The 24,325-nt window shown below is 70.2% G+C and carries 22 protein-coding genes; 16 read left to right on the forward strand and 6 right to left on the reverse strand.

All coding sequences use genetic code 11. The features are described 5' to 3' along the window. The first annotated feature begins 52 nt into the window (after nt 1-52). Entirely contained in the window at nt 53-838 is a 786-nt protein-coding gene (locus M4V62_RS31615) for a crotonase/enoyl-CoA hydratase family protein (protein ID WP_249590603.1), read from the forward strand. On the opposite strand, the gene M4V62_RS31620 is transcribed toward M4V62_RS31615, so the two are convergent. Then, complete coding sequence (locus M4V62_RS31620) at nt 839-1,414, reverse strand: YceI family protein (protein ID WP_249590604.1); 576 nt, start codon at nt 1,412-1,414, stop codon at nt 839-841. Between the two features lie 102 nt (nt 1,415-1,516). On the opposite strand from M4V62_RS31620, the gene M4V62_RS31625 reads away from it, so the two are divergent. After that, on the forward strand, nt 1,517-2,371 hold the full coding sequence (locus tag M4V62_RS31625) for a helix-turn-helix domain-containing protein (protein WP_249590605.1): 855 nt from the start codon (nt 1,517-1,519) through the stop codon (nt 2,369-2,371). Nucleotides 2,372-2,376: 5 nt separating this feature from the next. Here the strand turns inward: M4V62_RS31625 and M4V62_RS31630 are convergent, their stop codons facing one another. Continuing rightward, nucleotides 2,377-3,306, reverse strand: coding sequence for a carbohydrate kinase family protein (locus M4V62_RS31630; protein WP_249590606.1), 930 nt, complete (start codon nt 3,304-3,306; stop codon nt 2,377-2,379). A 203-nt stretch (nt 3,307-3,509) separates the two neighbouring features. On the opposite strand from M4V62_RS31630, the gene M4V62_RS31635 reads away from it, so the two are divergent. Continuing rightward, on the forward strand, nt 3,510-3,941 hold the full coding sequence (locus M4V62_RS31635) for a Rieske (2Fe-2S) protein (protein ID WP_249590607.1): 432 nt from the start codon (nt 3,510-3,512) through the stop codon (nt 3,939-3,941). 22 nt (nt 3,942-3,963) lie between these two features. On the opposite strand, the gene M4V62_RS31640 is transcribed toward M4V62_RS31635, so the two are convergent. Further along, entirely contained in the window at nt 3,964-4,911 is a 948-nt protein-coding gene (locus M4V62_RS31640) for a hypothetical protein (protein WP_249590608.1), read from the reverse strand. A gap of 227 nt (nt 4,912-5,138) precedes the next feature. Here M4V62_RS31640 and M4V62_RS31645 point away from each other — a divergent pair, with 227 nt between their 5' ends. The 13 genes from M4V62_RS31645 (at nt 5,139) to pgi (ending at nt 20,906) form a co-directional block, all read left to right on the forward strand. After that, nucleotides 5,139-5,783 (forward strand): papain-like cysteine protease family protein, encoded by a 645-nt coding sequence (locus tag M4V62_RS31645; RefSeq protein WP_249590609.1) that lies wholly within the window; start codon nt 5,139-5,141, stop codon nt 5,781-5,783. A 5-nt stretch (nt 5,784-5,788) separates the two neighbouring features. After that, nucleotides 5,789-6,589 (forward strand): hypothetical protein, encoded by an 801-nt coding sequence (locus M4V62_RS31650; protein ID WP_249593093.1) that lies wholly within the window; start codon nt 5,789-5,791, stop codon nt 6,587-6,589. A 165-nt stretch (nt 6,590-6,754) separates the two neighbouring features. After that, nucleotides 6,755-8,803 carry an excinuclease ABC subunit UvrC gene (uvrC, locus tag M4V62_RS31655; RefSeq protein WP_249590610.1) on the forward strand — a complete coding sequence of 683 codons (2,049 nt, stop codon included), beginning with the start codon at nt 6,755-6,757 and terminating at the stop codon, nt 8,801-8,803. Continuing rightward, complete coding sequence (rapZ, locus tag M4V62_RS31660; RefSeq protein ID WP_249590611.1) at nt 8,800-9,732, forward strand: RNase adapter RapZ; 933 nt, start codon at nt 8,800-8,802, stop codon at nt 9,730-9,732. Before uvrC ends, rapZ begins: the two co-directional genes overlap by 4 nt. Further along, nucleotides 9,729-10,736, forward strand: coding sequence for a gluconeogenesis factor YvcK family protein (locus tag M4V62_RS31665; protein ID WP_249590612.1), 1,008 nt, complete (start codon nt 9,729-9,731; stop codon nt 10,734-10,736). Before rapZ ends, M4V62_RS31665 begins: the two co-directional genes overlap by 4 nt. Continuing rightward, a complete protein-coding gene (gene whiA / locus M4V62_RS31670; protein WP_249590613.1) occupies nt 10,727-11,716 on the forward strand; it encodes a DNA-binding protein WhiA in 990 nt (329 codons plus the stop codon). The genes M4V62_RS31665 and whiA overlap by 10 nt, the downstream gene beginning before the upstream one ends. Before the next feature lie 160 nt (nt 11,717-11,876). Next, on the forward strand, nt 11,877-14,858 hold the full coding sequence (locus tag M4V62_RS31675) for a M14 family metallopeptidase (protein WP_249590614.1): 2,982 nt from the start codon (nt 11,877-11,879) through the stop codon (nt 14,856-14,858). A gap of 189 nt (nt 14,859-15,047) precedes the next feature. After that, the gene (gap, locus tag M4V62_RS31680) at nt 15,048-16,058 is read left to right on the forward strand and encodes a type I glyceraldehyde-3-phosphate dehydrogenase (RefSeq protein ID WP_249590615.1); all 1,011 of its coding nucleotides are present in this window, start codon (nt 15,048-15,050) and stop codon (nt 16,056-16,058) included. Nucleotides 16,059-16,166: 108 nt separating this feature from the next. Next, entirely contained in the window at nt 16,167-17,378 is a 1,212-nt protein-coding gene (locus M4V62_RS31685; RefSeq protein ID WP_249590616.1) for a phosphoglycerate kinase, read from the forward strand. A 6-nt stretch (nt 17,379-17,384) separates the two neighbouring features. Then, nucleotides 17,385-18,161 (forward strand): triose-phosphate isomerase, encoded by a 777-nt coding sequence (tpiA, locus tag M4V62_RS31690; protein WP_249590617.1) that lies wholly within the window; start codon nt 17,385-17,387, stop codon nt 18,159-18,161. A 125-nt stretch (nt 18,162-18,286) separates the two neighbouring features. Beyond that, nucleotides 18,287-18,517 (forward strand): preprotein translocase subunit SecG, encoded by a 231-nt coding sequence (secG, locus tag M4V62_RS31695; protein WP_135329442.1) that lies wholly within the window; start codon nt 18,287-18,289, stop codon nt 18,515-18,517. A 193-nt stretch (nt 18,518-18,710) separates the two neighbouring features. Continuing rightward, nucleotides 18,711-19,046, forward strand: a complete 336-nt coding sequence (locus M4V62_RS31700; protein ID WP_078077905.1) for an RNA polymerase-binding protein RbpA — start codon at nt 18,711-18,713, stop codon at nt 19,044-19,046. Between the two features lie 207 nt (nt 19,047-19,253). After that, on the forward strand, nt 19,254-20,906 hold the full coding sequence (gene pgi / locus M4V62_RS31705) for a glucose-6-phosphate isomerase (RefSeq protein ID WP_249590618.1): 1,653 nt from the start codon (nt 19,254-19,256) through the stop codon (nt 20,904-20,906). Between the two features lie 66 nt (nt 20,907-20,972). Here pgi and pgl read toward each other — a convergent pair whose 3' ends face one another. From pgl to zwf, 3 genes are read right to left on the reverse strand one after another with little or no spacing between them, the layout of a single operon-like run. Beyond that, complete coding sequence (pgl, locus tag M4V62_RS31710; protein WP_249590619.1) at nt 20,973-21,776, reverse strand: 6-phosphogluconolactonase; 804 nt, start codon at nt 21,774-21,776, stop codon at nt 20,973-20,975. Further along, on the reverse strand, nt 21,773-22,801 hold the full coding sequence (opcA, locus tag M4V62_RS31715; protein WP_249590620.1) for a glucose-6-phosphate dehydrogenase assembly protein OpcA: 1,029 nt from the start codon (nt 22,799-22,801) through the stop codon (nt 21,773-21,775). Before opcA ends, pgl begins: the two co-directional genes overlap by 4 nt. Then, on the reverse strand, nt 22,798-24,321 hold the full coding sequence (gene zwf, locus M4V62_RS31720; protein ID WP_425575102.1) for a glucose-6-phosphate dehydrogenase: 1,524 nt from the start codon (nt 24,319-24,321) through the stop codon (nt 22,798-22,800). Before zwf ends, opcA begins: the two co-directional genes overlap by 4 nt. Nucleotides 24,322-24,325 lie beyond the last annotated feature (4 nt).

Below are 24,325 nucleotides of genomic sequence, written 5' to 3' on the forward strand. Positions count from 1 at the left end.
AAGGGTTTCCCCCCCTTGTCCGGCAGCCCTTTGCCGTGGTCGCCTGGGTCGCATGACCGTACGTACTGAACGCGCAGGCGCAGTGACGACCATCGTGCTGTCCCGGCCCGACGTGCGGAACGCCGTCGACGGGCCCACCGCCCGTGCCCTCGCCGACGCGTTCCGTGCCTTCGACGCCGACCCCGACGCGTCCGTCGCCGTGCTGTGGGGCGAGGGCGGCACCTTCTGTGCCGGTGCGGACCTCAAGGCCATCGGAACGCCCGCCGGGAACGAGGTCGCAGAGAAGGGCGACGGGCCCATGGGGCCCACCCGCATGCGTCTCTCCAAGCCCGTCATCGCCGCGATCTCCGGACACGCGGTCGCCGGAGGCCTGGAGCTGGCGCTCTGGTGCGATCTGCGGGTCGCCGACGAGGACGCCGTACTCGGAGTCTTCTGCCGCCGCTGGGGCGTCCCGCTCATCGACGGCGGCACGGTGCGGCTGCCCCGGCTCATCGGGGAGAGCCGCGCCATGGACCTCGTGCTCACCGGCCGCCCCGTCCCCGCCACCGAGGCCCTCGCGATGGGCCTGGTCAACCGGACCGTGCCGCCGGGCACGTCCCGCGCCGCGGCCGAACGCCTCGCCGCGGAGATCGCGGCGTTCCCCCAGGCCTGCCTCCGCAACGACCGGCTGTCCGTGCGGGAACAGGGCGGCCTGACCGAGGAGGACGCGATGGCGGGCGAGCTGCGCCACGGTCTGCGATCTCTCGTCGAAGCGGGAGACGGCGCGGCCAGGTTCGCCGCGGGGGAGGGGCGGCACGGGGCCTTCACGGACAGCGCGGGGGACGCGACCGCCCGCTGACTAGCCCTCGGCGGGCGCGGTCTCCGGCTCCAGGAACTGCATGTCCAGCTGGATCTTCACCACGTCACCGAGCAGCCCGGCGCCGAAGTCGAGCCCGTAGTCACTGCGCCTGATCTCCCCGGTCGCCTCGAACCCCGCATGCCGTCGCGGTGAGCCCGGGAAGGCCTGGACCCCGCCGAACTCGACGGCGAGCGTGATCGGCCTCGTCACCTCGCCGATGGTCAGTTCGCCCTCCAGCGTCCACTCCTCGTCCTTGCCGATGACCTGAGTCGAGCGGAACGTCATCGTGGGGCGGCGCTCCACGTCCAGCAGATCCGGCGCGCGGACGTGCGCGTCACGGTCCTTGTTGCCGGTGTCGATCGACGCCAGGTCGATGGTCGCCGTCACCGATGAGGTCTCGGCGCTCTCGCCCACGACCAGAGCGGCCGTCACCTCGGCGAACCGCCCCCGCACCTTCGAGATCCCGAGGTGGCGGATGGTGAAGTTGACGGCGGAGTGGAACGGGTCGATCTCCCAGTCCCCCGCGGGCAGGGGAAGTGCGGTCGTCGAAGCGGCGGTGCTCGTGTCAGAAGTCATGCCGTCCACGATGCGAGGCCGCCCGCACCCGAGGAAGGCCGAGCCGAGACTGGTAGTGACAGGGCCACGATCCGGGCCGGTGACGGCTGGTACGTTCGGCCGGTGAGCGACAACGAGCTGGGCACCTTCCTGCGCACCTGCCGTGAAGCGGTCACGCCCGCCGAAGTCGGGCTCCCGACCGGCCCCCGGCGCCGCACGCCGGGCCTGCGCCGCTCCGAGGTCGCCACGCTCGCCGGTGTCAGCGTCGAGTACCTCGCCCGCCTGGAACAGGGCCGGGACCGCCACCCGTCCCCGCAGGTGATGGGCGCGCTGGCGGATGCCCTGCGGCTGTCGGTGGAGGAGCGCTTCCACCTGCGCCGCCTGGAGAAGGAGACGAGCGGCGATCCGTGCTGCCCGACGGCGAGCGCGCCCTCCCACTCGGTGCGCCCCACCGTGCGGGCGCTCATCGACCGCATGGAGCCCACCCCCGCCGTCCTGTTCAACCGGCTCAGCGACGTCCTCGCGTACACCGCGGGCTATGAGCGGATCATGGGGCCCGTCGGCCTCCTCGACGACGAGCGGCCCAACCTCATCCGGTTCCTCTTCACCGACGAGCGGGCCCGCGCCGCCTACCCCGAGTGGGACGGCGTCGCCGACGAGCAGGTCGCCTCGTTCCGGGCCGAGTCCATGCTGACCGACCCCCACGCCGAGGGATTCGCCGACGAGTTGACCCTCATAGCCGGCGCCCCGTTCGCCGACCGCATGGCGGCCGTGCCGCGGCTGCCCCGGCGCAGTGGAGTCGAACGCATGGCGCACCCGGAGGTCGGTGCGGTGCGCCTTTCGTACGAGACGCTGACGCTGCCCGACGCCGACGGCCAGCGCCTGGTCGTCCAACTGCCCGCCGACGAGGCCTCGTCGGCCGCGCTCGACCGCCTCGACGGCCGCCGGCCCGGCGGTCTTCGCGCGGTGACGGGCTGAGCGCCCTACCCCAGCTCCGCCGCGTACGGCGGCTCCGCCCCCGCGCGGGACACGGTGACGGCAGCCGCGCGTGCGGCGAAGCGCAGGACCTCGCCCCAGCTGTCCGCGCCGAGCCCGGAGAGGGCCTCGGCCGAGAGCGCGTCCCGCGCGCGAAGCCCGTGCAGCAGAGCCGCGTTGACGGTGTCGCCCGCCCCGATGGTGTCCACCACGTCGACCGGCTCGCCCGGCACCGACCACTCACCGCCGTCCCGCGTGAAGACGGTGAGACCCTTGCCGCCCCGCGTGATCACCACAGCGCCGGGACCGGACGCGAGCCACTCGCGCGGCGTGCCGCCGAGCCAACTCGCGTCTTCCTCCGACAACTTGAGCAGCGAGACTGACGGCAGCCAGCTCTTGAACCGGGCCCGGTAGGCGTCCGCGTCCGGGATCAGTCCCGCACGGATGTTGGGGTCGAGGGCCGTGAAGACGCCCCGCGCCGCCTCTCCGCGCATCAGCTTCTCGTAGGCGCTCGCGCCCGGTTCGAGGACGAGCGAGCACGTGCCGAACGACACCGCGCGTACGCCGTCGGGCAGCCGCTCCGGGGCCGTGAACAGCCGGTCCGCCGTGCCCTCGACGTAGAAGGAGTAACCGGCGGAGCCGTCCGCGCCGATCGAGGCCACCGCGAGCGTCGTCGGCTCGGCGCCCCGCTGGACGTACGACACGTCGACCCCCGCGGTCCGCAGCCCGTCGACCAGCGCGTCGCCGAACGCGTCCGCCGAGATCCGCGAGCAGAAGGCGACGGGGGAGCCGAGACGGCCGAGGGCCACCGCGGTGTTGTACGGACCGCCGCCGAGCCGCGGGGCGAGTGCGGGCAGCCCTGCGTCACCACGCCCCGGGGCACCTGCGGACTCCTGCGGGACGAGGTCGATCAGGGCCTCTCCGGCGACGACGATCACGGGTGGTTCCTCTCGGCTCTGCGGTGGCTCAGGGGGCGTGGCTCAGCGTTCGTGCTCCCCGGCTTCCGCCACAGGCTAGGGCTTCCCCGGGCGCTCGGCCCGACACGGGCGGCACTCGGGCACGGCCGCGCCCAACGCGGGCAAAGGGCACCCCACCGGTAGGGTCTGATCCGTCACCGAAGCGCCTGACCTGTGGAGATTCCATGCCCGGTACGCCGCCCCCCGCCCGCCGCACGGTGCTGCGCGCCGCCGCTCTCGCCCCGGCCGCCGGCCTGGGGATCACGGCCTGCTCGTCCGGCGGCGACGGCGGTGGCTCCAACCGTTCGGCGCCGACCGCGCCGGTGGACCTCGGTGGCTCCGACGAGGTGAAGGTGGGCGCATCGAAGCTCTACACCGACGAGAACGTGGTCGTGAGCCGCATCGCGGACGACGAGTACAAGGCGTTCAGCACGATCTGCACGCACGCCAAGTGCCCCATCAACAAGCTGGAGGGGCACAAGCTCATCTGCCCCTGCCACGGAAGCCAGTTCGACGCCACGAACGGCAAGGTGCTGCACGACCCCGCCGTCAGGCCGCTGCAGGAACTGCCGGTGAAGGTGGAGGACGGCAAGATCGTCGCGGGCCCCGGGGCCTAGCCCGGGACCGGCGGGCGGCGGCTCACTCCCAGTCCCACGCGATCCCCAGGATCCCGGCCCGCACCTGCGTCTCCACCAGGTGCACCGACCGATGGCTGCCGCTCAGCGTCAGCTCCTGGCGCCCGCCGCGCGGCGCGGCGGCCGAATGCTGGGTGAAGCGGTGGCAGCGTACGGGCAGCGCGGCCTCGTCGAAGCGCACCTGGAGCGCGTACTGCCCGCCCGCGAAGCTGAAGCCACGGAAGTACTCGGTGGCCGCCCCCGCCGTGCCGTCCTCGAAGCCGTAGCGGAACAGATGCGTGTCGCCCGCGCGCAGGCGCGCGTCGAACAGCAGCTCGGCGACGAGCACCCCCGTCTCGTGGTGCAGGCGCACGCGCCCCGTGCGGCAGTTCTCCAGGGCGTGCACGCCGATGCGCTCCGGTACGCAGCCGGGGTCGCCGCGGTAGATCGCGAGGTAGCGGTCCACGCCGTCCCGGTGGGCGCGCACGGCGTGCTGCGAGTCGCGGCCGAGCATCTCGCGGCGCCCGCCGATCCGCACCCGCTCGTGGTGGCCGACGGTGTGCAGGCCGCCGTCGAGCGGCGAACCGAGGTCGGTGATCAGCTCCTGGAGGACGTCGGACGCCTCCAGGAGGGAGCGGTAGGAGCGGGCGGCGGGGCGTTCGCAGTCGGGGTGGCCGGAGGGCTTGGCGAGGAGCCGGATCAGTGACTCCTCGGGGAGCTGGAGGATCTCCTCCAGGGCGCGCACGGCACGCAGCGACTCGGTGCGCTGGGGGCGCCGGGCACCCTGCTGCCAGTAACTCAGGCTCGTCACCCCGACGTTGACGCCCTGGCGCGCGAGATGATGCCGTACGCGTTGCAGGGGAAGGCGCCGTGCGGCGATCGCGGCCCGCAGCGCCACGTGGAAGGGACCGGTGCGCAGCGCGGCCTCCAGGTCCGCAGGCGCGCCGTCCGCGAGCTGTGTGCCGTGCCGCATCGCAAGGCCCTTCTGTGAACATTCACATCGGTCGTCCGGGCGTGCGCGCCGGTCGGGGCGGGCCACCAGGTGGGCGTACGAGGGGTGTTCACATCCGTACGCCGCCGTTCACGGCCCAAGTAATCCCGCATTGAACCTTGTTGACCCGTACCCGACAACACTCGATGCTCAATCGCAGCGTCCGGACGCGCTCCTCCACCCCTCACCCCCCGCTTGGGAGGAACGCGATGCGCCAACGAATCAGCAGATACAGCGGACGCAGACGTCTGTCCGCGCTCGCCGTGGTGGCAGCGGCCCTGGTGGCCGCACCGGCGGCCACGGCCACGGCCGCCCCCGACAGCCCTCCGTCCGCCTCCGCGCCGGGCACCGGCACCGACGCCCCTTCTCTCCTGGCCGCCAAGCGGCTGAACATCACGATGCAGGCCCAGCAGAAGACCAACTGGTGCTGGGCCGCGGCCGGGAACACGATCGCCACCTTCTACGGCAAGAACTACAGCCAGAACCAGTTCTGCAACGCGGCCTTCGGGCGGGGCCAGAACACCGAGTGCCCCAACTCGCAGGCCACGCTCGGCGACGTCCAGAACGGCCTGGACTGGGCGGGCATCAGCGCCGGTTCGTACGTCAGCGGCTGGCTGCGCTACCCGACCGTGCAGGCCGAGATCAATGCGGGCCGCCCGGTCGAGACCCGCATCCAGTGGTCGAACGGCGGCGGTCACATGCACGTCCTCTACGGGTACGACGATGCGAGCAGCTGGGTCTACTGGGGCGATCCGTGGCCGTCGAACGACCGCTACAACTGGGCCTCGCACAGCTGGTACGTCAACAACAACACCTTCTCCTGGACCCACTCGCTGTACCGGATCGGGGCGTGAGCGCGATGAACCGTCACCTTCCCCGCCCTCTGCTGAGGGCGGCGCTCGCCGGCTCCGCCGCCACCCTGCTGCTCGGCCTCGCCGCGCCGCACGCGGGCGCGGACTCCGGGCCCTCGGACGCCTCGCTCGAAGCGGCTCACGATGCCGCGGCCGCCCCCAGGACCCTCGACACGCTCTCCCGCTTCTTCGCACGGGAGGGGGCGGTCAGCAGGGCCGCGGCGGACCCGCGCGTGCAGGGCGCCGACGCCGTTCCCGTGCGCTACCTCTCCCCGGAGTTCGTCGCCGGAAAGAAGGGCGCGCCGATCGCCCGCGTCGAGTTCCTGGCCAGCAAGGCGGTCTCCTCCGACGGACAGGAGGCCTCCTTGTGGACGGTGAAGCAGGGCGGCTCCTGGCAGGTCGTGAACATCGCCACCGGGGACGACGAGACGCACTACGCGCGCGTGGGCGCCGACAAGCTCCCCGGGGGCACCGTTTTCCACGAGCCGCAGATCAACGCCTGGTACGTGCAGGGGCGGGGGCGGGTGCTGCCGCTCGACGCCGACGCGGTGCGTGCCGTCGGCTCGGGCGGGGCCTCGGTCGCCGCCTATCAGAAGCGGGTGCACGCCGCGTACGCCGACAAGCTGCCCGGCTCGGCGTACGCGAAGTCCGGCAAGGCGGGGGGCTTCGCCCCGAAGGAGCGGGCCTCTGAACCGTCCCCCGAAGGCCCCGTCACGGTCGCCTCCTCCGTGGCCGGAGCGGGGGCCCTGCTCGCCCTCGGCCTCTCCGGGGTGGCCGTCCGGCGACGTCGCGCCCGGCAGCACGGCTGACCTGCCCCGGCCTCCGGCCGGGGCTTCCCCACCCACCCGCCCTTCAGGGCGGGTGGGCTCAAGGGCGGGGGAGGGAGAGCGGGTGCCCCAGGCGCTGGGTCTGGAGGGAGAGCGGCGGCCCCCTCCGAGCCCTGACTGTCAGCCCCCGCCAGTAGGGTGTGGAGCATGGCAGACCCCTCCAGCTACCGCCCCAAGCCGGGACAGATCCCCGACTCGCCGGGGGTCTATCGGTTCCGCGACGAACACCGCCGGGTGATCTACGTCGGCAAGGCGAAAAGCCTCCGCCAGCGCCTGGCCAGCTACTTCCAGGACCTGTCGAACCTGCACCCGCGCACCGCCACGATGGTGACGACGGCCGCCTCCGTCGAGTGGACCGTGGTCTCCACCGAGGTCGAGGCGCTGCAGCTCGAATACTCCTGGATCAAGGAGTACGACCCCCGGTTCAACGTCAAGTACCGCGACGACAAGAGCTATCCGTACCTCGCGGTGACGATGAACGAGGAGTTCCCGCGCGTGCAGGTGATGCGCGGCCACAAGAAGAAGGGCGTCCGCTACTTCGGCCCGTACGGCCACGCGTGGGCGATCCGCGACACCGTGGACCTCCTCCTGCGGGTCTTCCCCGTCCGCACCTGCTCGGCCGGCGTCTTCAAGAACGCCGAGCGCACCGGCCGTCCCTGCCTCCTCGGCTACATCGGCAAGTGCGCGGCGCCCTGCGTGGAGCGGGTCTCCCCACAGGAGCACCGCGAACTGGCCGAGGACTTCTGCGAGTTCATGACGGGGCGCACGGGTGCGTACATCCGCCGCATCGAGCGGCAGATGGCGGACGCCGCGGAGGACATGGAGTACGAGAAGGCGGCCCGTCTGCGGGACGACATCGGCGCCCTCAAGAAGGCCATGGAGAAGAGCGCCGTCGTCCTCGCCGACGCCACGGACGCCGACCTGATCGCGCTGGCCGAGGACGAGCTGGAGGCGGCCGTCCAGATCTTCCACGTCCGCGGCGGCCGCGTGCGCGGTCAGCGCGGCTGGGTCACCGACAAGGTCGAGGCGGTCACCAGCGGCGACCTCGTCGAGCACGCGCTCCAGCAGCTCTACGGAGAGGAGAGCGGGGACTCCGTACCGAAGGAAGTCCTCGTTCCCGCGCTGCCCGAGCCCATAGAGCCCGTCCAGGAGTGGCTCACCGAGCGCCGCGGTTCGAACGTCTCGCTGCGCATCCCGCAGCGCGGCGACAAGAAGGCGCTCATGGAGACCGTGGCGCGCAACGCCCAGCAGTCGCTCGTCCTGCACAAGACCAAGCGCGCATCCGACCTGACGACCCGCTCCCGCGCCCTGGAGGAGATCGCCGAGGCGCTCGAACTGGACAGCGCCCCGCTGCGCATCGAGTGCTACGACATCTCGCATCTCCAGGGTGACGACGTCGTGGCCTCGATGGTCGTGTTCGAGGACGGCCTCGCACGCAAGAGCGAGTACAGGCGCTTCCAGATCAAGGGCTTCGAGGGCCAGGACGACGTCCGCTCCATGCACGAGGTGCTCACGCGCCGCTTCAAGCGCTACCTCTCCGACAAGGAGAAGACGGGGGAGTGGGACCCCGACGGCGCGGAGGAGAGCCTCACCGAGGAGGACGGCCGCCCCAAGCGCTTCGCCTACCCGCCCCAGCTCGTCGTGGTGGACGGCGGCCAGCCGCAGGTCGCGGCCGCCCAGCGGGCGCTTGACGAGCTCGGCATCGACGACATCGCGGTGTGCGGCCTGGCCAAGCGCCTCGAAGAGGTCTGGGTGCCGGGCGACGACGACCCGGTGATCCTGCCGCGCACCAGCGAAGGCCTGTACCTTCTCCAGCGGGTGCGCGACGAGGCGCACCGCTTCGCGATCACGTACCAGCGGGCCAAGCGGGCCAAGCGCTTCAAGGCCGGACCGCTGGACGCCGTGCCCGGCCTGGGCGACGCGCGCAAGCAGACGCTGATCAAGCACTTCGGTTCGGTGAAGAAGCTGCGATCCGCGACAATCGACCAGATCTGCGAGGTTCCGGGCATAGGCCGCAAGACGGCCGAGGCGATCGTCGTGGCCCTGGCCGCCGCGGCACCCGTGGCGCCCGCCGTGAACACGGCGACCGGAGAGATCATTGAAGACGAGGAGCCCGCACGCGCGGGATCCTCCAGCGATGGCGAGGAGCCCGTGTCCGCGGGCACCTCAGAGGAACGACGGGGGCAGGAGACATGACCGAGCACGACGAAGGCGGCGAGCAAGTGAGTACGGGCACGACCATCACGCCAGGTGAGACCGGAGAAGTGGTCCCCGAGCTGGTGATCATCTCCGGCATGTCGGGAGCCGGACGCAGCACCGCGGCGAAGTGTCTTGAGGACCTCGGCTGGTTCGTCGTCGACAACCTGCCGCCCGCGCTGATCCCCACCATGGTGGAGCTCGGCGCCCGCTCGCAGGGGAACGTCGCCCGCATCGCGGTCGTCGTCGACGTGCGAGGCCGCCGCTTCTTCGACAATCTGCGCCAGTCCCTCGCGGACCTGGAGGCCAAGCACGTCACCCGGCGGATCGTCTTCCTGGAGTCCTCGGACGACGCCCTGGTGCGCCGCTTCGAGTCCGTCCGCCGCCCGCACCCGCTGCAGGGCGACGGCCGCATCGTCGACGGCATCGCGGCCGAGCGCGAGCTCCTGCGCGAGCTGCGCGGCGACGCCGACCTGGTGATCGACACGTCCAGCCTGAACGTGCACGAGCTGCGCGCCAAGATGGACGCCTCCTTCGCGGGCGAGGAGGAGCCGGAGCTGCGGGCCACCGTCATGTCCTTCGGCTTCAAGTACGGCCTGCCGGTCGACGCGGACCTCGTCGTGGACATGCGCTTTTTGCCCAACCCCCACTGGGTCCCGGAGCTGCGCCAGTACACCGGGCTCAACGAAGAGGTGTCGGCGTACGTCTTCAACCAGCCGGGGGCCAAGGAGTTCCTCGACCGGTACGCCGAACTGCTCCAGCTCATCGCCGCGGGCTACCGCCGCGAGGGCAAGCGTTACGTGACGATCGCGGTCGGCTGCACGGGCGGCAAGCACCGCTCCGTCGCCATGTCGGAGAAGCTCGCGGCGCGCCTCGTGTCCGAGGGTGTCGAGACCGTCCTCGTCCATCGGGACATGGGGCGAGAGTGAAATCCTCCCTGCGGCTGAACCGCCTGGGCCGCAAGCGGGGCGCACAGCCCAAGGTCGTGGCGCTCGGCGGCGGGATGGGCCTGTCCGCGTCACTGGCCGGGCTGCGCCGCATCACCGGTGACCTCACCGCCGTGGTCACCGTCGCCGACGACGGCGGCTCCAGCGGGCGGCTCCGTGACGAACTGGGCGTCCTTCCGCCCGGCGACCTGCGCAAGGCGCTCGCCGCCCTGTGCGGGGACGACGACTGGGGCCAGACCTGGGCCCGCGTCATCCAGCACCGCTTCCAGTCCAAGGGCGACCTGCACGAGCACGCGGTCGGCAATCTGCTGATCGTCGCCCTGTGGGAGCAGCTCGGCGACCACGTCCAGGCCCTCGACCTGGTCGGCAAGCTGCTCGGCGCGCACGGCCGCGTGCTGCCCATGTCCGCGGTCCCGCTGGAGCTCCAGGCCCTGGTCAAGGGGCACGACCCGCAGCGCCCTGAGGACGTGGACACGGTGCGCGGGCAGGCCACGGTGGCGCTCACCCCGGGTGAGGTGCAGTCCGTGCACCTGGTTCCGCACGACCCGCCGGCCGTCCCCGAAGCGGTCGCCGCCGTGCTCGACGCGGACTGGGTGGTGCTCGGCCCCGGCTCCTGGTTCTCCTCGGTGATCCCCCATCTGCTGGTCCCCGAACTGCTCGACGCGCTCATCCAGACGAAGGCCCGCAGGGTCCTCTCGCTCAACCTCGCGCCACAACCCGGTGAAACCGATGGGTTCTCTCCGCAGCGTCATTTGGAGGTTTTGGCCCGACACGCCCCTAAACTCGCCCTGGACGTGGTGCTGGCCGACGACGCCGCCGTGCCCGACCGTGAGTCACTCACCGATGCCGCCAAGCGGCTCGGCGCCACGGTCGAGCTGGCGCCGGTGGCCAGGCACGATGGCACTCCGAGGCACGATCCGGAGCTCCTGGCCACCGCGTACGACCGTATTTTTCGGATGCATGGAAGGATCGGCCCATGGCGATGACGGCAGCGGTGAAGGACGAAATCTCCCGGCTTCCCGTCACCCGGACCTGCTGCAGGAAGGCAGAGGTCTCGGCCATCCTGCGGTTCGCGGGCGGCCTTCACCTGGTGAGCGGCCGCATCGTGATCGAGGCGGAGCTGGACACGGCGATGGCCGCGCGGCGGCTGAAGCGGGACATTCTTGAGATTTTCGGGCACAGCTCGGAGCTGATCGTGATGGCTCCCGGCGGCCTGCGGCGCGGCTCGCGCTACGTCGTACGGGTGGTGGCGGGCGGCGACCAGCTGGCCCGGCAGACGGGCCTGGTGGACGGCCGTGGCCGCCCGATCAGAGGACTGCCGCCCCAGGTGGTCTCGGGGGCCACCTGTGACGCCGAGGCGGCGTGGCGCGGGGCCTTCCTCGCGCACGGCTCGCTGACCGAGCCGGGGCGCTCCTCCTCTCTTGAGGTGACCTGCCCGGGCCCGGAGGCGGCGCTCGCCCTGGTCGGCGCCGCGCGCAGGCTGCAGATCGCGGCCAAGGCCCGTGAGGTGCGCGGCGTGGACCGCGTCGTCGTCCGGGACGGCGACGCGATCGGCGCCCTGCTCACGCGGCTCGGCGCCCACGAGTCCGTGCTCGCCTGGGAAGAGCGGCGGATGCGCCGCGAGGTGCGCGCCACCGCCAACCGCCTGGCCAACTTCGACGACGCGAACCTGCGCCGCTCGGCCCGCGCGGCCGTCGCCGCGGGCGCCCGTGTGCAGCGCGCCCTGGAGATCCTCGGCGACGAGGTCCCCGAGCACCTCGCGGCGGCCGGACGGCTGCGCATGGAGCACAAGCAGGCCTCCCTGGAGGAGCTGGGCGCGCTCGCCGAGCCGGTCCTGACGAAGGACGCGGTCGCGGGCCGTATCCGCCGGCTGCTCGCCATGGCGGACAAGCGGGCGCAGGACATGGGGATTCCGGGCACGGAGTCCAACCTGAGCGAGGAGCTCGCCGACAACATGGCGGTCTGACCGCCGTCGTACGTCACGCAAGCCGTCGGGGCCGCTGAGGCCCCGACGGCTTCTTTGCGTCCCTTTCCGCCTCGGCCTTCACGCCATATTGACATGATCATGAAGTGTCACGAGCCTGGCGTTCGCGCACAAATGTGCCGGACAACCGCAAGGGGGGCTCATGAGACGAAGAGCGAGATCCAAGAGATCCAGGGCCGGTTTCAGATCGGTCGTCGCCGCGGGCGCACTGCTCGTCGGCGGCCTCGTCGCCGTGCCGCACGCCCAGGCCGACAGCGGGGCGAAGGCCCCGGCCACCGATGACCCGGCGGCCGTGAAGGTCTACGAGGCCGAGGTCACCAAGAAGCAGATCCCGATCCTCATCGAGGCGGGCCAGGACGCCCACGAGCTAGCGGGGCAGGCTCCCGAGCGCGGCACCGCCCGCGTCGAGGTCTATCTGACCCAGGCGCAGGCCAAGGGCGTCGAGCGTGAGGGCGTCGAGCTCACCGAGCAGAAGGTGTCCGCAAGTACGGCGCAGAAGCTCAAGGCCGCGGGGGACGGCGTGTTCCGGCCGTACAGCGGCAAGGGCGGCCTCAAGGAGGAGATCGTCAAGACCGGTCAGGCCAACCCCGGCCTCACCAAGGTCGTGTCCATCGGCAAGACCATCAAGGGCCAGGACATCCTCGCGCTCAAGCTCTCCAAGGGCGCCAAGAAGTCCAAGGACGGCTCCAAGCCGTCCACGCTCTACATGTCCAACCAGCACGCGCGCGAGTGGATCACCCCCGAGATGACCCGCCGCCTGCTGCACCACTACCTCGACAACTACGGCAAGGACCAGCGCATCACCAAGCTCGTGGACTCCACCGAGCTGTGGTTCGTGCTCTCCGCCAACCCCGACGGCTACGACTTCACGCACGCGGCCGACGGCGAGCGCCAGTGGCGCAAGAACCTCCGCGACATCGACGGCGACGGCAGGATCGCGGCGGGCGACGGCGTCGACCTCAACCGCAACTTCGCCTACAAGTGGGGCTACGACAACGAGGGTTCGTCCCCGGCGCCCTCCTCGGAGACCTACCGCGGCACGGGCCCCATCTCCGAGCCCGAGACCAAGGCGCTCGACCGCTTCCAGAAGCGCATCGGCTTCACGTACGGGATCAACTACCACTCCGCGGCCGAACTGCTCCTCTACGGAGTGGGCTGGCAGGTCGCCACGCCGACCCCGGACGACGTCCTGTACAAGGCGCTCAACGGCACCCCGGAGAAGCCCGCAGTCCCCGGCTACCACCCGCAGGTCGCCTCGGAGCTCTACACCACCAACGGCGAGGCCGACGGCCACGCGGGCAACATCAACGGCATCTCGATGTTCACGCCGGAGATGTCCACCTGCCAGACCGTCTCCAACCTCGACCCGAACGACCCCTGGAAGCCCGAGGACTGCGCCTCCATCTTCACCTTCCCGGACGACGAGAAGCTGATCCAGCAGGAGTTCGCGAAGAACGTCCCGTTCGCACTCGCCGTCGCCGAGACCGCACTCCACCCCGACCAGCCGGTCTCCGTCTCCGGCATCGAGGCCCCGGACTTCACCCCTGATGCCTTCACCACGTCGTACGCTCGCGGCGGTGACCAGGAGGTCGCCGTCACCGCCCGCAAGTCGGTGCGGGACAAGGAGCTCAACTACCGCGTCAACGGCGGCCGTACGCACACCGAGGACCTCAAGGCCTGGAAGGGCGGCGAGACCTACGGCGGTGAGGACAACCTCCACTTCGACCAGTACCGCGCCGAGGTCGAGGACGCGCGCGTGGGTGCCAAGGTCGAGGTGTGGTTCACCGGCCGCACCAAGAAGGGCCGCACACAGAGCCCCCACTTCACGTACACCGTCACCGAGCGGGCCAAGGCGAACACCCTCGTCGTCGCCGAAGAGGGAGCCCCCGCGACACAGGCCCAGAAGTACGTCGACGCCCTGAGGGCCAACGGCCGGTCGGCCGTGGTCTGGGACGTCGCCAAGCAGGGCACCCCGCACCCGCTCGGCGTCCTGTCGCACTTCTCCGCGGTCGTGCACTACACCGGCGACCCGGTGCCGTCGGCGGCGACCCAACTCGCCCTGCGCGCCTACCTCAACGAGGGCGGCAAGCTGATCGAGTCCGGTGAGCGCACCGGCTCGAACGTGGACCTCGGGGACGCGCTCTCCGACGACTTCGCGCAGTACTACCTGGGGGCGTACGAACGCCTCTCCGCACCCGGCGCCAGCAGCTTCGCCGGCAGCGGCGCGCTCGACGGCGTGAACACGCCGCTCGCCGCGGCCGACGCCAACCCCCTGGACAAGGCGGGCCGCTACACCGTCACGTCCGACAGTCTGCCCGCCGACGAGTTCCCGCAGTTCAAGAGCGCGGCGGCAGGCAGCTACCCCGGCCTCACCAACCCGTACGCGCCCTTCGAGGGCCAGGGCATGGCGTCGGCGAGCCACGCCGACCAGGACTGGAAGCGGCTGACCCGCACCATCGACCTGACCGGGGTCTCGGCCGCGGACAAGCCGGAGCTGCGGTTCGCGCTCAACTGGAACCTGGAGACCGGCTACGACCACGGGGTCCTGGAAGCGCACACCACCGGCGCCGACGACTGGACCACGCTCCCGGACACGAACGGCAACTCGTCCGCGGCCGTGCCCGCCGAGTGCGGGGCCGGGTTCTTCATCAACGGCCACCCGTTCCTGCGCCACTACCTGACGCAGTCGGCGACCGGCTGCACGGCGTCGGGCACCAGTGGGGCCTGGAACAGCTTCACCGGGTCCTCCAGCGGCTGGAAGCCCGTCTCCTTCGACCTGAGCGCCTACGCGGGCAAGACGGTCGAGGTGTCGCTCAGCTCCATCACCGACCCCTCCAGCGGGGGCCGCGGACTGTTTGCCGACAACGCCCAGCTCGTGATAGGGGGCAACGCCACGCAGACCGAGAGATTCGAGGCCTCGCTGGGCACCTGGAGCGTCGCTCCGGCACCCCCCGGGAGCCCCAACATCACGGGTGACTGGGCCCGCACAGGGGAGCTCTACAAGCCCTACGCGGCCGTCACAGCGCGTGACAGCGTGCTGCTCGGCTTCGGGTTCGAGCATGTACCCGGAAACGCCGAACGGGCCGCTCTTATGGGCGCCTCCCTTGCACATCTGCGCCGCTGACGCTGCGTAATCAGGGCCAAGGTTCCGGTGGCTCGTGCCCCCTACTCGGGGGTACGAGCCACCGTGCCGCTCGGGCCCCCTGTCGATGTCACCCAAAGGCCCTCAGAGAGGTAGGGTCGGAGGCGGTCGGGGACATCCCATACAACTCGCCGGCGTCTGAAACCGGCGTACCAACGAGGAGATCGGTTCGTGACGATCCGCGTAGGCATCAACGGCTTCGGCCGCATCGGGCGCAACTACTTCCGAGCGCTGCTTGAGCAGGGTGCGGACATCGAGATCGTGGCTGTCAACGACCTGGGTGACACCGCGACTACGGCGCACCTCCTGAAGTACGACACCATCCTGGGCCGTCTCAAGGCCGAGGTGTCGCACACCGAGGACACCATCACGGTCGACGGCCACACCATCAAGGTGCTGTCCGAGCGCAACCCCGCCGACATCCCGTGGGGACAGCTCGGCGTCGACATCGTGATCGAGTCGACCGGCATCTTCACCAAGAAGGCCGATGCCGAGAAGCACATCGCCGGTGGCGCGAAGAAGGTCCTCATCTCGGCTCCGGCCAAGGACGAGGACATCACCATCGTGATGGGCGTCAACCAGGACAAGTACGACGCGGCCAACCACCACGTCATCTCGAACGCGTCCTGCACCACCAACTGTGTGGCGCCGATGGCGAAGGTTCTCGACGAGAACTTCGGCATCGTCAAGGGCCTGATGACGACGGTGCACGCGTACACCAACGACCAGCGCATCCTGGACTTCCCGCACTCGGACCTGCGCCGCGCCCGCGCCGCCGCCGAGAACATCATCCCGACCACGACCGGTGCCGCCAAGGCCACCGCTCTGGTCCTTCCGCAGCTCAAGGGCAAGCTCGACGGCATCGCGATGCGCGTCCCGGTCCCGACCGGCTCCGCCACCGACCTCGTCGTCGACCTGCAGCGCGATGTCACCAAGGACGAGGTCAACGCCGCGTTCAAGAAGGCCGCCGACGACGGTGACCTCAAGGGCATCCTCTTCTACACCGAGGACCCGATCGTGTCGTCCGACATCGTCAGCGACCCGGCCTCCTGCACCTTCGACTCCTCCCTGACCATGGTCCAGGAGGGCAAGACGGTGAAGATCCTCGGCTGGTACGACAACGAGTGGGGCTACTCCAACCGCCTCGTCGACCTCACGGTCTTCGTCGGCGGTCAGCTCTGATCACCAGAGCAGGCACCTCGATGTGAGCACAGGGTCCGGACCGCGCAATACTGCGTGGTCCGGGCCTTGTTGCACGTCAGCCCTCTTAAGGAGTCCTGGAGTCCAGCCATGAAGACGATTGACGAACTTCTCGCCGAAGGGGTCGAAGGCAAGCGGGTCTTCGTCCGCGCCGACCTCAATGTGCCGCTCGCCGACGGCACCATCACCGACGACGGCCGCATCCGCGCCGTCCTGCCGACCGTCACCAAGCTCGCCGACGCGGGCGCCAAGGTGATCGTCGCCTCGCACCTCGGCCGCCCCAAGGGTGCCCCGGACCCGCAGTTCTCGCTGCTGCCCGCCGCCGAGCGCCTCGGTGAGCTCCTCGGCAAGCCCGTGGCGTTCGCCCAGGACACCGTCGGCCCCGCCGCGCACGACGCGGTCGACGGCCTGGAGGCCGGCCAGGTCGCCGTCATCGAGAACCTCCGCTTCAACGCGGGCGAGACGTCCAAGGACGACACCGAGCGCGGCGAGTTCGCCGACCAGCTCGCCGCCCTCGCGGACGTCTACGTAGGCGACGGCTTCGGCGCGGTGCACCGCAAGCACGCCTCCGTGTTCGACCTGCCGGCGCGCCTTCCGCACTACGCGGGCTTCCTCATCGCCACCGAGGTCGGCGTCCTGAAGAAGCTCACCGAGGACGTCAAGCGCCCGTACGTCGTCGCGCTCGGCGGCGCCAAGGTCTCCGACAAGCTGGCCGTCATCGACCAGCTGCTCGGCAAGGCCGACCGCCTCCTGATCGGCGGCGGCATGGCGTACACCTTCCTCAAGGCCCAGGGCCACGAGGTCGGCATCTCCCTCCTCCAGGAGGACCAGGTCCCGAAGGTCAAGGAGTACATCAAGCGCGCCGAGGAGAGCGGCGTCGAGCTGGTCCTGCCCGTCGACGTGCTGGTCTCCACCGAGTTCCCGGACCTCAAGACCAAGGCCCCGGCCAACCCCACCACGGTCGCCGCGGACGCCATCCCGGCCGACCAGGAGGGTCTCGACATCGGTCCCGAGACCCGTAAGCTCTACGCCTCGAAGCTCGCCGACGCGGGCACCGTCTTCTGGAACGGCCCGATGGGCGTCTTCGAGCACCCCGACTACGCCGAGGGCACCAAGGCAATCGCCCAGGCACTCCTCGACTCCCCGGCCTTCACGGTCGTCGGCGGTGGCGACTCCGCCGCGGCCGTCCGGACCCTGGGCTTCGACGAGAACGCATTCGGCCACATTTCCACCGGCGGCGGCGCCTCCCTCGAATACCTCGAGGGCAAGACGCTCCCCGGCCTCGCCGCACTGGAGAACTGACACCTGATGACTACGCGTACCCCGCTGATGGCGGGCAACTGGAAGATGAACCTCAACCACCTCGAGGCCATCGCCCACGTCCAGAAGCTCGCCTTCGCCCTGGCCGACAAGGACTACGAGGCCGTCGAGGTCGCCGTCCTGCCCCCCTTCACCGACCTGCGCTCGGTGCAGACCCTGGTCGACGGCGACAAGCTCAAGATCAAGTACGGCGCCCAGGACATCTCGGCCCACGACACCGGTGCCTACACCGGTGAGATCTCGGGCCCGATGCTCTCGAAGCTGAAGTGCACGTTCGTGGCCGTGGGCCACTCCGAGCGCCGTCAGTACCACGACGAGACCGACGAGATCTGCAACGCCAAGGTGAAGGCCGCCTACCGGCACGGCCTGACCCCGATCCTCTGCATCGGCGAGGGCCTGGACATCCGTGAGGCCGGCCAGCAGATCGAGTACACCCTGGCCCAGCTCGACGGCGGTCTGAAGGACCTCCCCGCCGAGCAGGCCGAGTCCATCGTGATCGCGTACGAGCCGGTGTGGGCCATCGGCACCGGCAAGGTCGCGACCCCCGAGGACGCCCAGGAGGTGTGCGGCGCGATCCGCGGCCGCCTCGCCGAGCTGTACTCGCAGGAGCTCGCCGACAAGGTGCGCATCCAGTACGGCGGCTCCGTGAAGTCCGGCAACGTGGCCGCGATCATGGCGCAGCCCGACGTCGACGGCGCCCTGGTGGGCGGCGCGGCGCTCGACACGGACGAGTTCGTCAAGATCGTCCGCTTCCGCGACCAGTGAGTATGCGGTAGCGCCGATACGTCGTACCCTTGCGGGGGCCGGGCGGCTTCTCCTTCAGAGGCATCCGGCCCCCGTCGTCGATACAGAGTCGATTCAGATCCGAGGAAGTTGGTCCAGCCGTGGTTATGGGGTTCTCGATCGCCCTGATCGTCTTCAGCCTGCTGATGATGCTTCTTGTCCTGATGCACAAGGGCAAGGGCGGCGGTCTTTCCGACATGTTCGGTGGCGGCATGCAGTCCTCCGTCGGCGGATCGTCGGTCGCCGAGCGCAACCTCGACCGCATCACTGTCGTGGTCGGTCTTCTCTGGTTCGCGTGCATTGTCGTGCTCGGCCTGTTGATGAAGGTGAACAACTGACCGCGAAAGCGGCTTGATTGCCACCTTGCGAAAGCTTCGCTTAAAGCCCCATGTACGGTGCGCGCTCACGAGCGCGGATTATCATGGGGCTTGCGTGTCGGGGTGAGGGTGTAACTCCGAACACTGGACGCGCGTTGGGCCTTACGTAGACTGAGGCGCCCGCAGCAGCACCATCACGCAGGGAGTTACGACCGTGGCAAGTGGCAACGCGATCCGAGGAAGTCGGGTCGGGGCGGGGCCGATGGGCGAGGCCGAGCGCGGTGAGTCCGCGCCGCGACTGCGCATCTCCTTCTGGTGCTCCAACGGACACGAGACGGTGCCCAGCTTCGCCAGCGACGCGCAGGTCCCCGATACTTGGGACTGCCCCCGCTGCGGCTTCCCGGCTGGTCAGGACCGGGACAACCCGCCGGACCCGCCCCGCACCGAGCCGTACAAGACGCACCTGGCGTATGTACGTGAGCGGCGCAGCGATGCGGACGGCGAGGCGATTCTCGCGGAGGCGCTCGCCAAACTGCGGGGCGAGATCTAGGACTTGCGACGGGGCCGGACATCTTCGGATGTCCGGCCGCTGTGCTTTTCACGGAGTCGTCCGGCTTTCACGCTTTCACGTGAGGTTTACCGGCACGTGTCCGGACAGACAGCTCCAGACATCTCATACCGGGCCCTGATCAATTAGGTTGGAACGTGCAGCGGGGCAAGGTACGTACACAGGTACGAGAGAAGGCTGAAGTCCGAGATGAACGCAGAAAGCCGCGCCAGGCTCAACCAGACGCCCGAGTGGGCGGCGATCGGCAAGCACCGGGAGCAGCTGGGGGAGGTGCAGCTGCGTGAGCTGTTCGCCAAGGATCCGGCGCGCGGCACGGCGTACACGCTCCAGGTCGGCGACCTGCACGTCGACTACTCCAAGCACCTCGTCACGGACGAGACGCTGACCCTCCTGCGCGAGCTTGCCGCGGCCACCGATGTCTTCGGCCTGCGGGACGCCATGTTCCGTGGCGAGAAGATCAACACCACCGAGGACCGCGCGGTCCTGCACACCGCGCTGCGCGCCCCGCGGGACGCGGCCGTCGAGGTCGACGGCGAGAACGTCGTGCCTGCCGTGCACGCCGTGCTCGACAAGATGGCCGTCTTCGCGGACAAGGTCCGCTCCGGCGAGTGGACCGGGCACACCGGCAAGCGCATCAAGAACATCGTGAACGTCGGCATCGGCGGCTCGGACCTCGGCCCCGCCATGGCGTACGAGGCGCTGCGGTCCTTCACCGACCGTGATCTCACCGTGCGCTTCGTGTCGAACGTCGACGGCGCCGACCTGCACGAGGCCGTGCGGGACCTGGACCCGGCCGAGACGCTGTTCATCATCGCCTCGAAGACGTTCACCACGATCGAGACGATCACGAACGCGACCTCCGCGCGCGACTGGCTCCTGACCGGCCTGCGCGCCGACCAGAGCGCGGTCGCCAAGCACTTCGTGGCCCTGTCGACGAACGGCGGGAAGGTCTCCGACTTCGGCATCGACACGGCCAACATGTTCGAGTTCTGGGACTGGGTCGGCGGCCGCTACTCTTTCGACTCCGCGATCGGCCTCTCGCTGATGATCGCGATCGGCCCGGACGCCTTCCGCGAGATGCTCGACGGCTTCCACCTCGTCGACGAGCACTTCCGCACCGCCCCCGCCGAGTCCAACGTGCCGCTGCTCCTTGGGCTGTTGGGCATCTGGTACGGCAACTTCCACGACGCCCAGTCACACGCGGTCCTGCCGTACTCGCACTACCTCTCCAAGTTCACCGCCTATCTCCAGCAGCTGGACATGGAGTCCAACGGCAAGTCCGTCGGCCGTGACGGCGAGCCGGTCGACTGGCAGACCGGACCGGTCGTCTGGGGCACGCCGGGCACCAACGGCCAGCACGCGTACTACCAACTCATCCACCAGGGCACGAAGTTGATCCCGGCCGACTTCATCGGCTTCGCCGAGCCCGTCGCCGATCTGCTGCCGGGTCTGGTCGCCCAGCACGACCTCCTGATGGCCAACTTCTTCGCGCAGACGCAGGCGTTGGCCTTCGGCAAGACGCCCGACGAGGTACGCGCCGAGGGTGTGCCGGACGAACTCGTCCCGCACAAGACGTTCAAGGGCAACCACCCGACGACGACGATCCTCGCCAAGGACCTGACGCCGTCGGTTCTCGGCCAACTCATCGCGCTCTACGAACACAAGGTGTTCGTGCAGGGCGCCGTGTGGAACATCGACTCCTTCGACCAGTGGGGCGTCGAGCTCGGCAAGGTTCTCGCCAAGCGCATCGAGCCCGCCCTGACCGAGGGCGCGGACGTGCCGGACCTCGACGGTTCGACGACGGCGCTTGTCGCCAAGTACCGGACGCTGCGCGGGCGTTGAGCCGCTGAAACAGTACGGCCCGGTCCGCCAGGGAGGTGGACCGGGCCGCAGTGCTGTGTGCGCCGTTCAGGGAGAAGCCGGCGGATACAGATCGCGCGGCAGCTGCGCGGCCGCGGCGGCGTCGAGCAGCCACAGCGTCCGCGACCTGCCGTACGCGCCCGCGGCGGGCGCCTGTACCTCGCCCGCGCCCGACAGGGCGATCGCCGCGGCGTTCGCCTTGTCCTCGCCGGCCGCGAGCAGCCACACCTCACGGGCCGCCCGGATCGCCGGGAGTGTGAGCGTGATGCGAGTGGGCGGCGGCTTGGGCGCGCCGTGCACGCCGACCACCGTCCGCTCCGTCTCGCGGACCGCGGGCAACTCCGGGAAGAGCGAGGCGACATGGGTGTCCGGGCCGACGCCAAGCATCAGCACGTCGAACGTCGGCACCGGGACACCCGTGGCGGCAGCCACTGATTGATAATGCTCGGGCCCCGCAGCCGCGGTGAGCTCGGCCGCGTACATCCCGGCCGCCGCGTCCACCTCGTAGGCACCGTCCGAGGCGGGCATCGGATGCACCCGGGCCGGGTTCAGGGGCACCGAGTCGAGCAGTGCCTCCTTGGCCTGGGTGTAGTTGCGCTCCGGGTCGCCGTCCGGCAGGAAGCGCTCGTCGCCCCACCACAGGTCCAGGCGCGACCAGTCGATCGCGTCCTTCGCCGGGGAGGAACTCAGCGCCGCAAGGAGGCCGTTGCCGTTGCGGCCGCCGGTGAGGACCACCGACGCGTAGCCGCGGGCGGCCTGCGCGTCGACGATCTTCGTGATGAGGCGGGCCGCCGCGGCCTGCGCCATCAGTTCCTTGTCGCGGTGCACGACCAGCTGCGGGGCCGCGCTCACTTCGCCGCCGCCTTCTTGGCCGCGGTCTTCTTCGCCGGGGCCGCCTTCTTGGCCGCCTCGGCGGGCTCCTCCACCGCGGGAACCGACGTCTGCTCGGCCGGCTCGCCCAGGCGGTCCACGCCGAACTTCAGCGCGGACGCGTAGGTGTCGTCCGGGTCGAGACGGCGCAGCTCCTCGGCGATCAGCTCGGCCGTCTCGCGGCGCTTGAGCGCCACCGCACGGTCGGGCTGCCCCTGCATGGAGAGCGTGGCCAGCGAGCCGTCGGCGCGGCCGAGCACGATGGGACCGCAGTCGGTGTCCATGCGTACGCCGGTCAGGCCGGGGCCCGAGGAGAGCGAGCGCTTGACGGGGACGCCGAGCCGGTCGGCGAGCCACATGGCGAGCAGCTCGCAGCTCGGGTTGAACTCCTCGCCCTCCACCTCGACCGAGGTCACCTTGCAGGTGATCTGGTCGAGCGCCGCCGCGAGCATCGAGCGCCACGGGGTGATCCGGGTCCAGGACAGGTCCGTGTCGCCGGGGCTGTAGGCGTCGGCGCGCGCGGTCAGCTCGTGGATCGGCTGCTCGGCGGCGTACGTGTCCGTGACGCGGCGCTGGGCGAGTGCGCCCAGCGGGTCCTTGGCCGGGTTGAGCGGCGCGTTGACCGGCCACCACACGACCACGGGGGCGTCGGGGAGCAGCAGCGGCAGGACGACCGACTGGGCGTGGTTGATGACCTCGCCGTACAGCCGCAGGATCACCGTCTCGCCGGTGCCCGCGTCCGCGCCGACCCGCACCTCGGCGTCGAGGCGCGACGTCGTGCGGTCGCGGGGCGAGCGCGCGGCGCGCTTGATGACGACCAGCGTGCGCGAAGGGTGCTCGCGGGACGCTTCGTTGGCGGCCTTCAGGGCGTCGTAGGCGTTCTCCTCGTCGGTGACGATGACGAGAGTGAGCACCATGCCGACGGCCGGGGTGCCAATCGCCCGGCGGCCCTTCACGAGCGCCTTGTTGATCTTGCTGGACGTGATGTCCGTCAGGTCGATCCTCATGGGCGACGCCAGCTCCGTCCGTCTCGTGCGAGCATTTCGTCCGCCTCGGTCGGGCCCCAGGTCCCGGACGAATACTGCGCGGGCTTGCCGTGCTTGTCCCAGTACTCCTCGATCGGGTCGAGGATGTTCCAGGAGAGCTCGACCTCCTCCGTGCGCGGGAAGAGGTTGGCGTCGCCGAGCAGGACGTCCAGGATCAGGCGCTCGTACGCCTCCGGGCTGGACTCGGTGAAGGACTCGCCGTACGCGAAGTCCATCGACACGTCGCGGATCTCCATCGAGGTGCCGGGTACCTTGGAGCCGAACCGGACCGTGATGCCCTCGTCGGGCTGGACGCGGATGACGATCGCGTTCTGGCCCAGTTCCTCCGTCGCCGTGTGGTCGAAGGGGGAGTGGGGCGCGCGCTGGAAGACGACCGCGATCTCCGTGACGCGGCGGCCCAGACGCTTGCCGGTGCGCAGGTAGAACGGGACGCCCGCCCAGCGGCGGTTGTCCACCTCCAGCTTGATGGCCGCGTAGGTGTCGGTCTTCGACTTGGGGTCGATGCCGTCTTCCTGGAGGTAGCCGACGGCCTTCTCGCCGCCCTGCCACCCCGCGGCGTACTGCCCGCGGACCGTGCTCTCGCCGAGGTCCTTGGGCAGCTTCACGGCGCCGAGGACCTTCGCCTTCTCGGCGACCAGGGCGTCCGCGTCGAAGGAGGCGGGCTCCTCCATCGCGGTCAGCGCCATCAGCTGGAGCAGGTGGTTCTGGATGACGTCACGGGCGGCGCCGATGCCGTCGTAGTAGCCGGCGCGGCCGCCGATGCCGATGTCCTCGGCCATCGTGATCTGGATGTGGTCCACGTACGACCGGTTCCAGATCGGCTCGAACATCTGGTTGGCGAAGCGGAGCGCCAGGATGTTCTGGACGGTCTCCTTGCCGAGGTAGTGGTCGATCCGGAACACCTGGTCCGGGTCGAACACCTCGTGCACGATCGCGTTGAGTTCCTTGGCGGACGCCAGGTCGTGCCCGAAGGGCTTCTCGATGACCCCGCGGCGCCAGGAGCCCTCGGGAGCGTCCGCGAGCCCGTGCTTCTTGAGCTGCTGGACGACCTGGGGGAAGAACTTCGGCGGCACGGAGAGGTAGAAGGCGAAGTTGCCGCCCGTGCCCTGCGCCTTGTCGAGGTCCTGGATGGTGGCCTTGAGCTGCTCGAAGGCGTCGTCGTCGTCGAAGTTGCCCTGGACGAAGCGCATGCCCTGGATGAGCTGCTGCCAGACCTCCTCGCGGAAGGGCGTGCGCGCGTGCTCCTTGACCGCGTCGTGCACCTCCTGCGCGAAGTCCTCGTCCTGCCACTCGCGGCGGGCGAAACCAATGAGGGAGAAGCCCGGCGGAAGAAGGCCTCGGTTGGCGAGGTCGTAGACAGCGGGCATCAGCTTTTTACGGGACAAATCGCCCGTGACGCCAAAGATGACCAGGCCCGACGGCCCCGCGATACGCGGGAGCCGTCGGTCTGCGGCGTCACGCAGCGGATTGCTGCTTGACAAGATG

The organism is Streptomyces durmitorensis, assembly GCF_023498005.1.
Classification (GTDB): Bacteria; Actinomycetota; Actinomycetes; order Streptomycetales; family Streptomycetaceae; genus Streptomyces; species Streptomyces durmitorensis.

What these genes read in the sequence shown, in the direction of transcription:
- M4V62_RS31645 (WP_249590609.1), top strand. Translation starts at nt 5,139, where the DNA reads ATGCGCCAACGAATCAGCAGATACAGCGGACGCAGACGTCTGTCCGCG.
- rapZ (WP_249590611.1), top strand. Translation starts at nt 8,800, where the DNA reads ATGACCGAGCACGACGAAGGCGGCGAGCAAGTGAGTACGGGCACGACC.
- M4V62_RS31675 (WP_249590614.1), top strand. Translation starts at nt 11,877, where the DNA reads ATGAGACGAAGAGCGAGATCCAAGAGATCCAGGGCCGGTTTCAGATCG.
- M4V62_RS31685 (WP_249590616.1), top strand. Translation starts at nt 16,167, where the DNA reads ATGAAGACGATTGACGAACTTCTCGCCGAAGGGGTCGAAGGCAAGCGG.
- opcA (WP_249590620.1), bottom strand. Translation starts at nt 22,801, where the DNA reads ATGAGGATCGACCTGACGGACATCACGTCCAGCAAGATCAACAAGGCG.
- uvrC (WP_249590610.1), top strand. Translation starts at nt 6,755, where the DNA reads ATGGCAGACCCCTCCAGCTACCGCCCCAAGCCGGGACAGATCCCCGAC.
- tpiA (WP_249590617.1), top strand. Translation starts at nt 17,385, where the DNA reads ATGACTACGCGTACCCCGCTGATGGCGGGCAACTGGAAGATGAACCTC.
- M4V62_RS31620 (WP_249590604.1), bottom strand. Translation starts at nt 1,414, where the DNA reads ATGACTTCTGACACGAGCACCGCCGCTTCGACGACCGCACTTCCCCTG.
- M4V62_RS31615 (WP_249590603.1), top strand. Translation starts at nt 53, where the DNA reads ATGACCGTACGTACTGAACGCGCAGGCGCAGTGACGACCATCGTGCTG.
- pgi (WP_249590618.1), top strand. Translation starts at nt 19,254, where the DNA reads ATGAACGCAGAAAGCCGCGCCAGGCTCAACCAGACGCCCGAGTGGGCG.
- whiA (WP_249590613.1), top strand. Translation starts at nt 10,727, where the DNA reads ATGGCGATGACGGCAGCGGTGAAGGACGAAATCTCCCGGCTTCCCGTC.
- M4V62_RS31635 (WP_249590607.1), top strand. Translation starts at nt 3,510, where the DNA reads ATGCCCGGTACGCCGCCCCCCGCCCGCCGCACGGTGCTGCGCGCCGCC.
- M4V62_RS31650 (WP_249593093.1), top strand. Translation starts at nt 5,789, where the DNA reads ATGAACCGTCACCTTCCCCGCCCTCTGCTGAGGGCGGCGCTCGCCGGC.
- secG (WP_135329442.1), top strand. Translation starts at nt 18,287, where the DNA reads ATGGGGTTCTCGATCGCCCTGATCGTCTTCAGCCTGCTGATGATGCTT.
- M4V62_RS31640 (WP_249590608.1), bottom strand. Translation starts at nt 4,911, where the DNA reads ATGCGGCACGGCACACAGCTCGCGGACGGCGCGCCTGCGGACCTGGAG.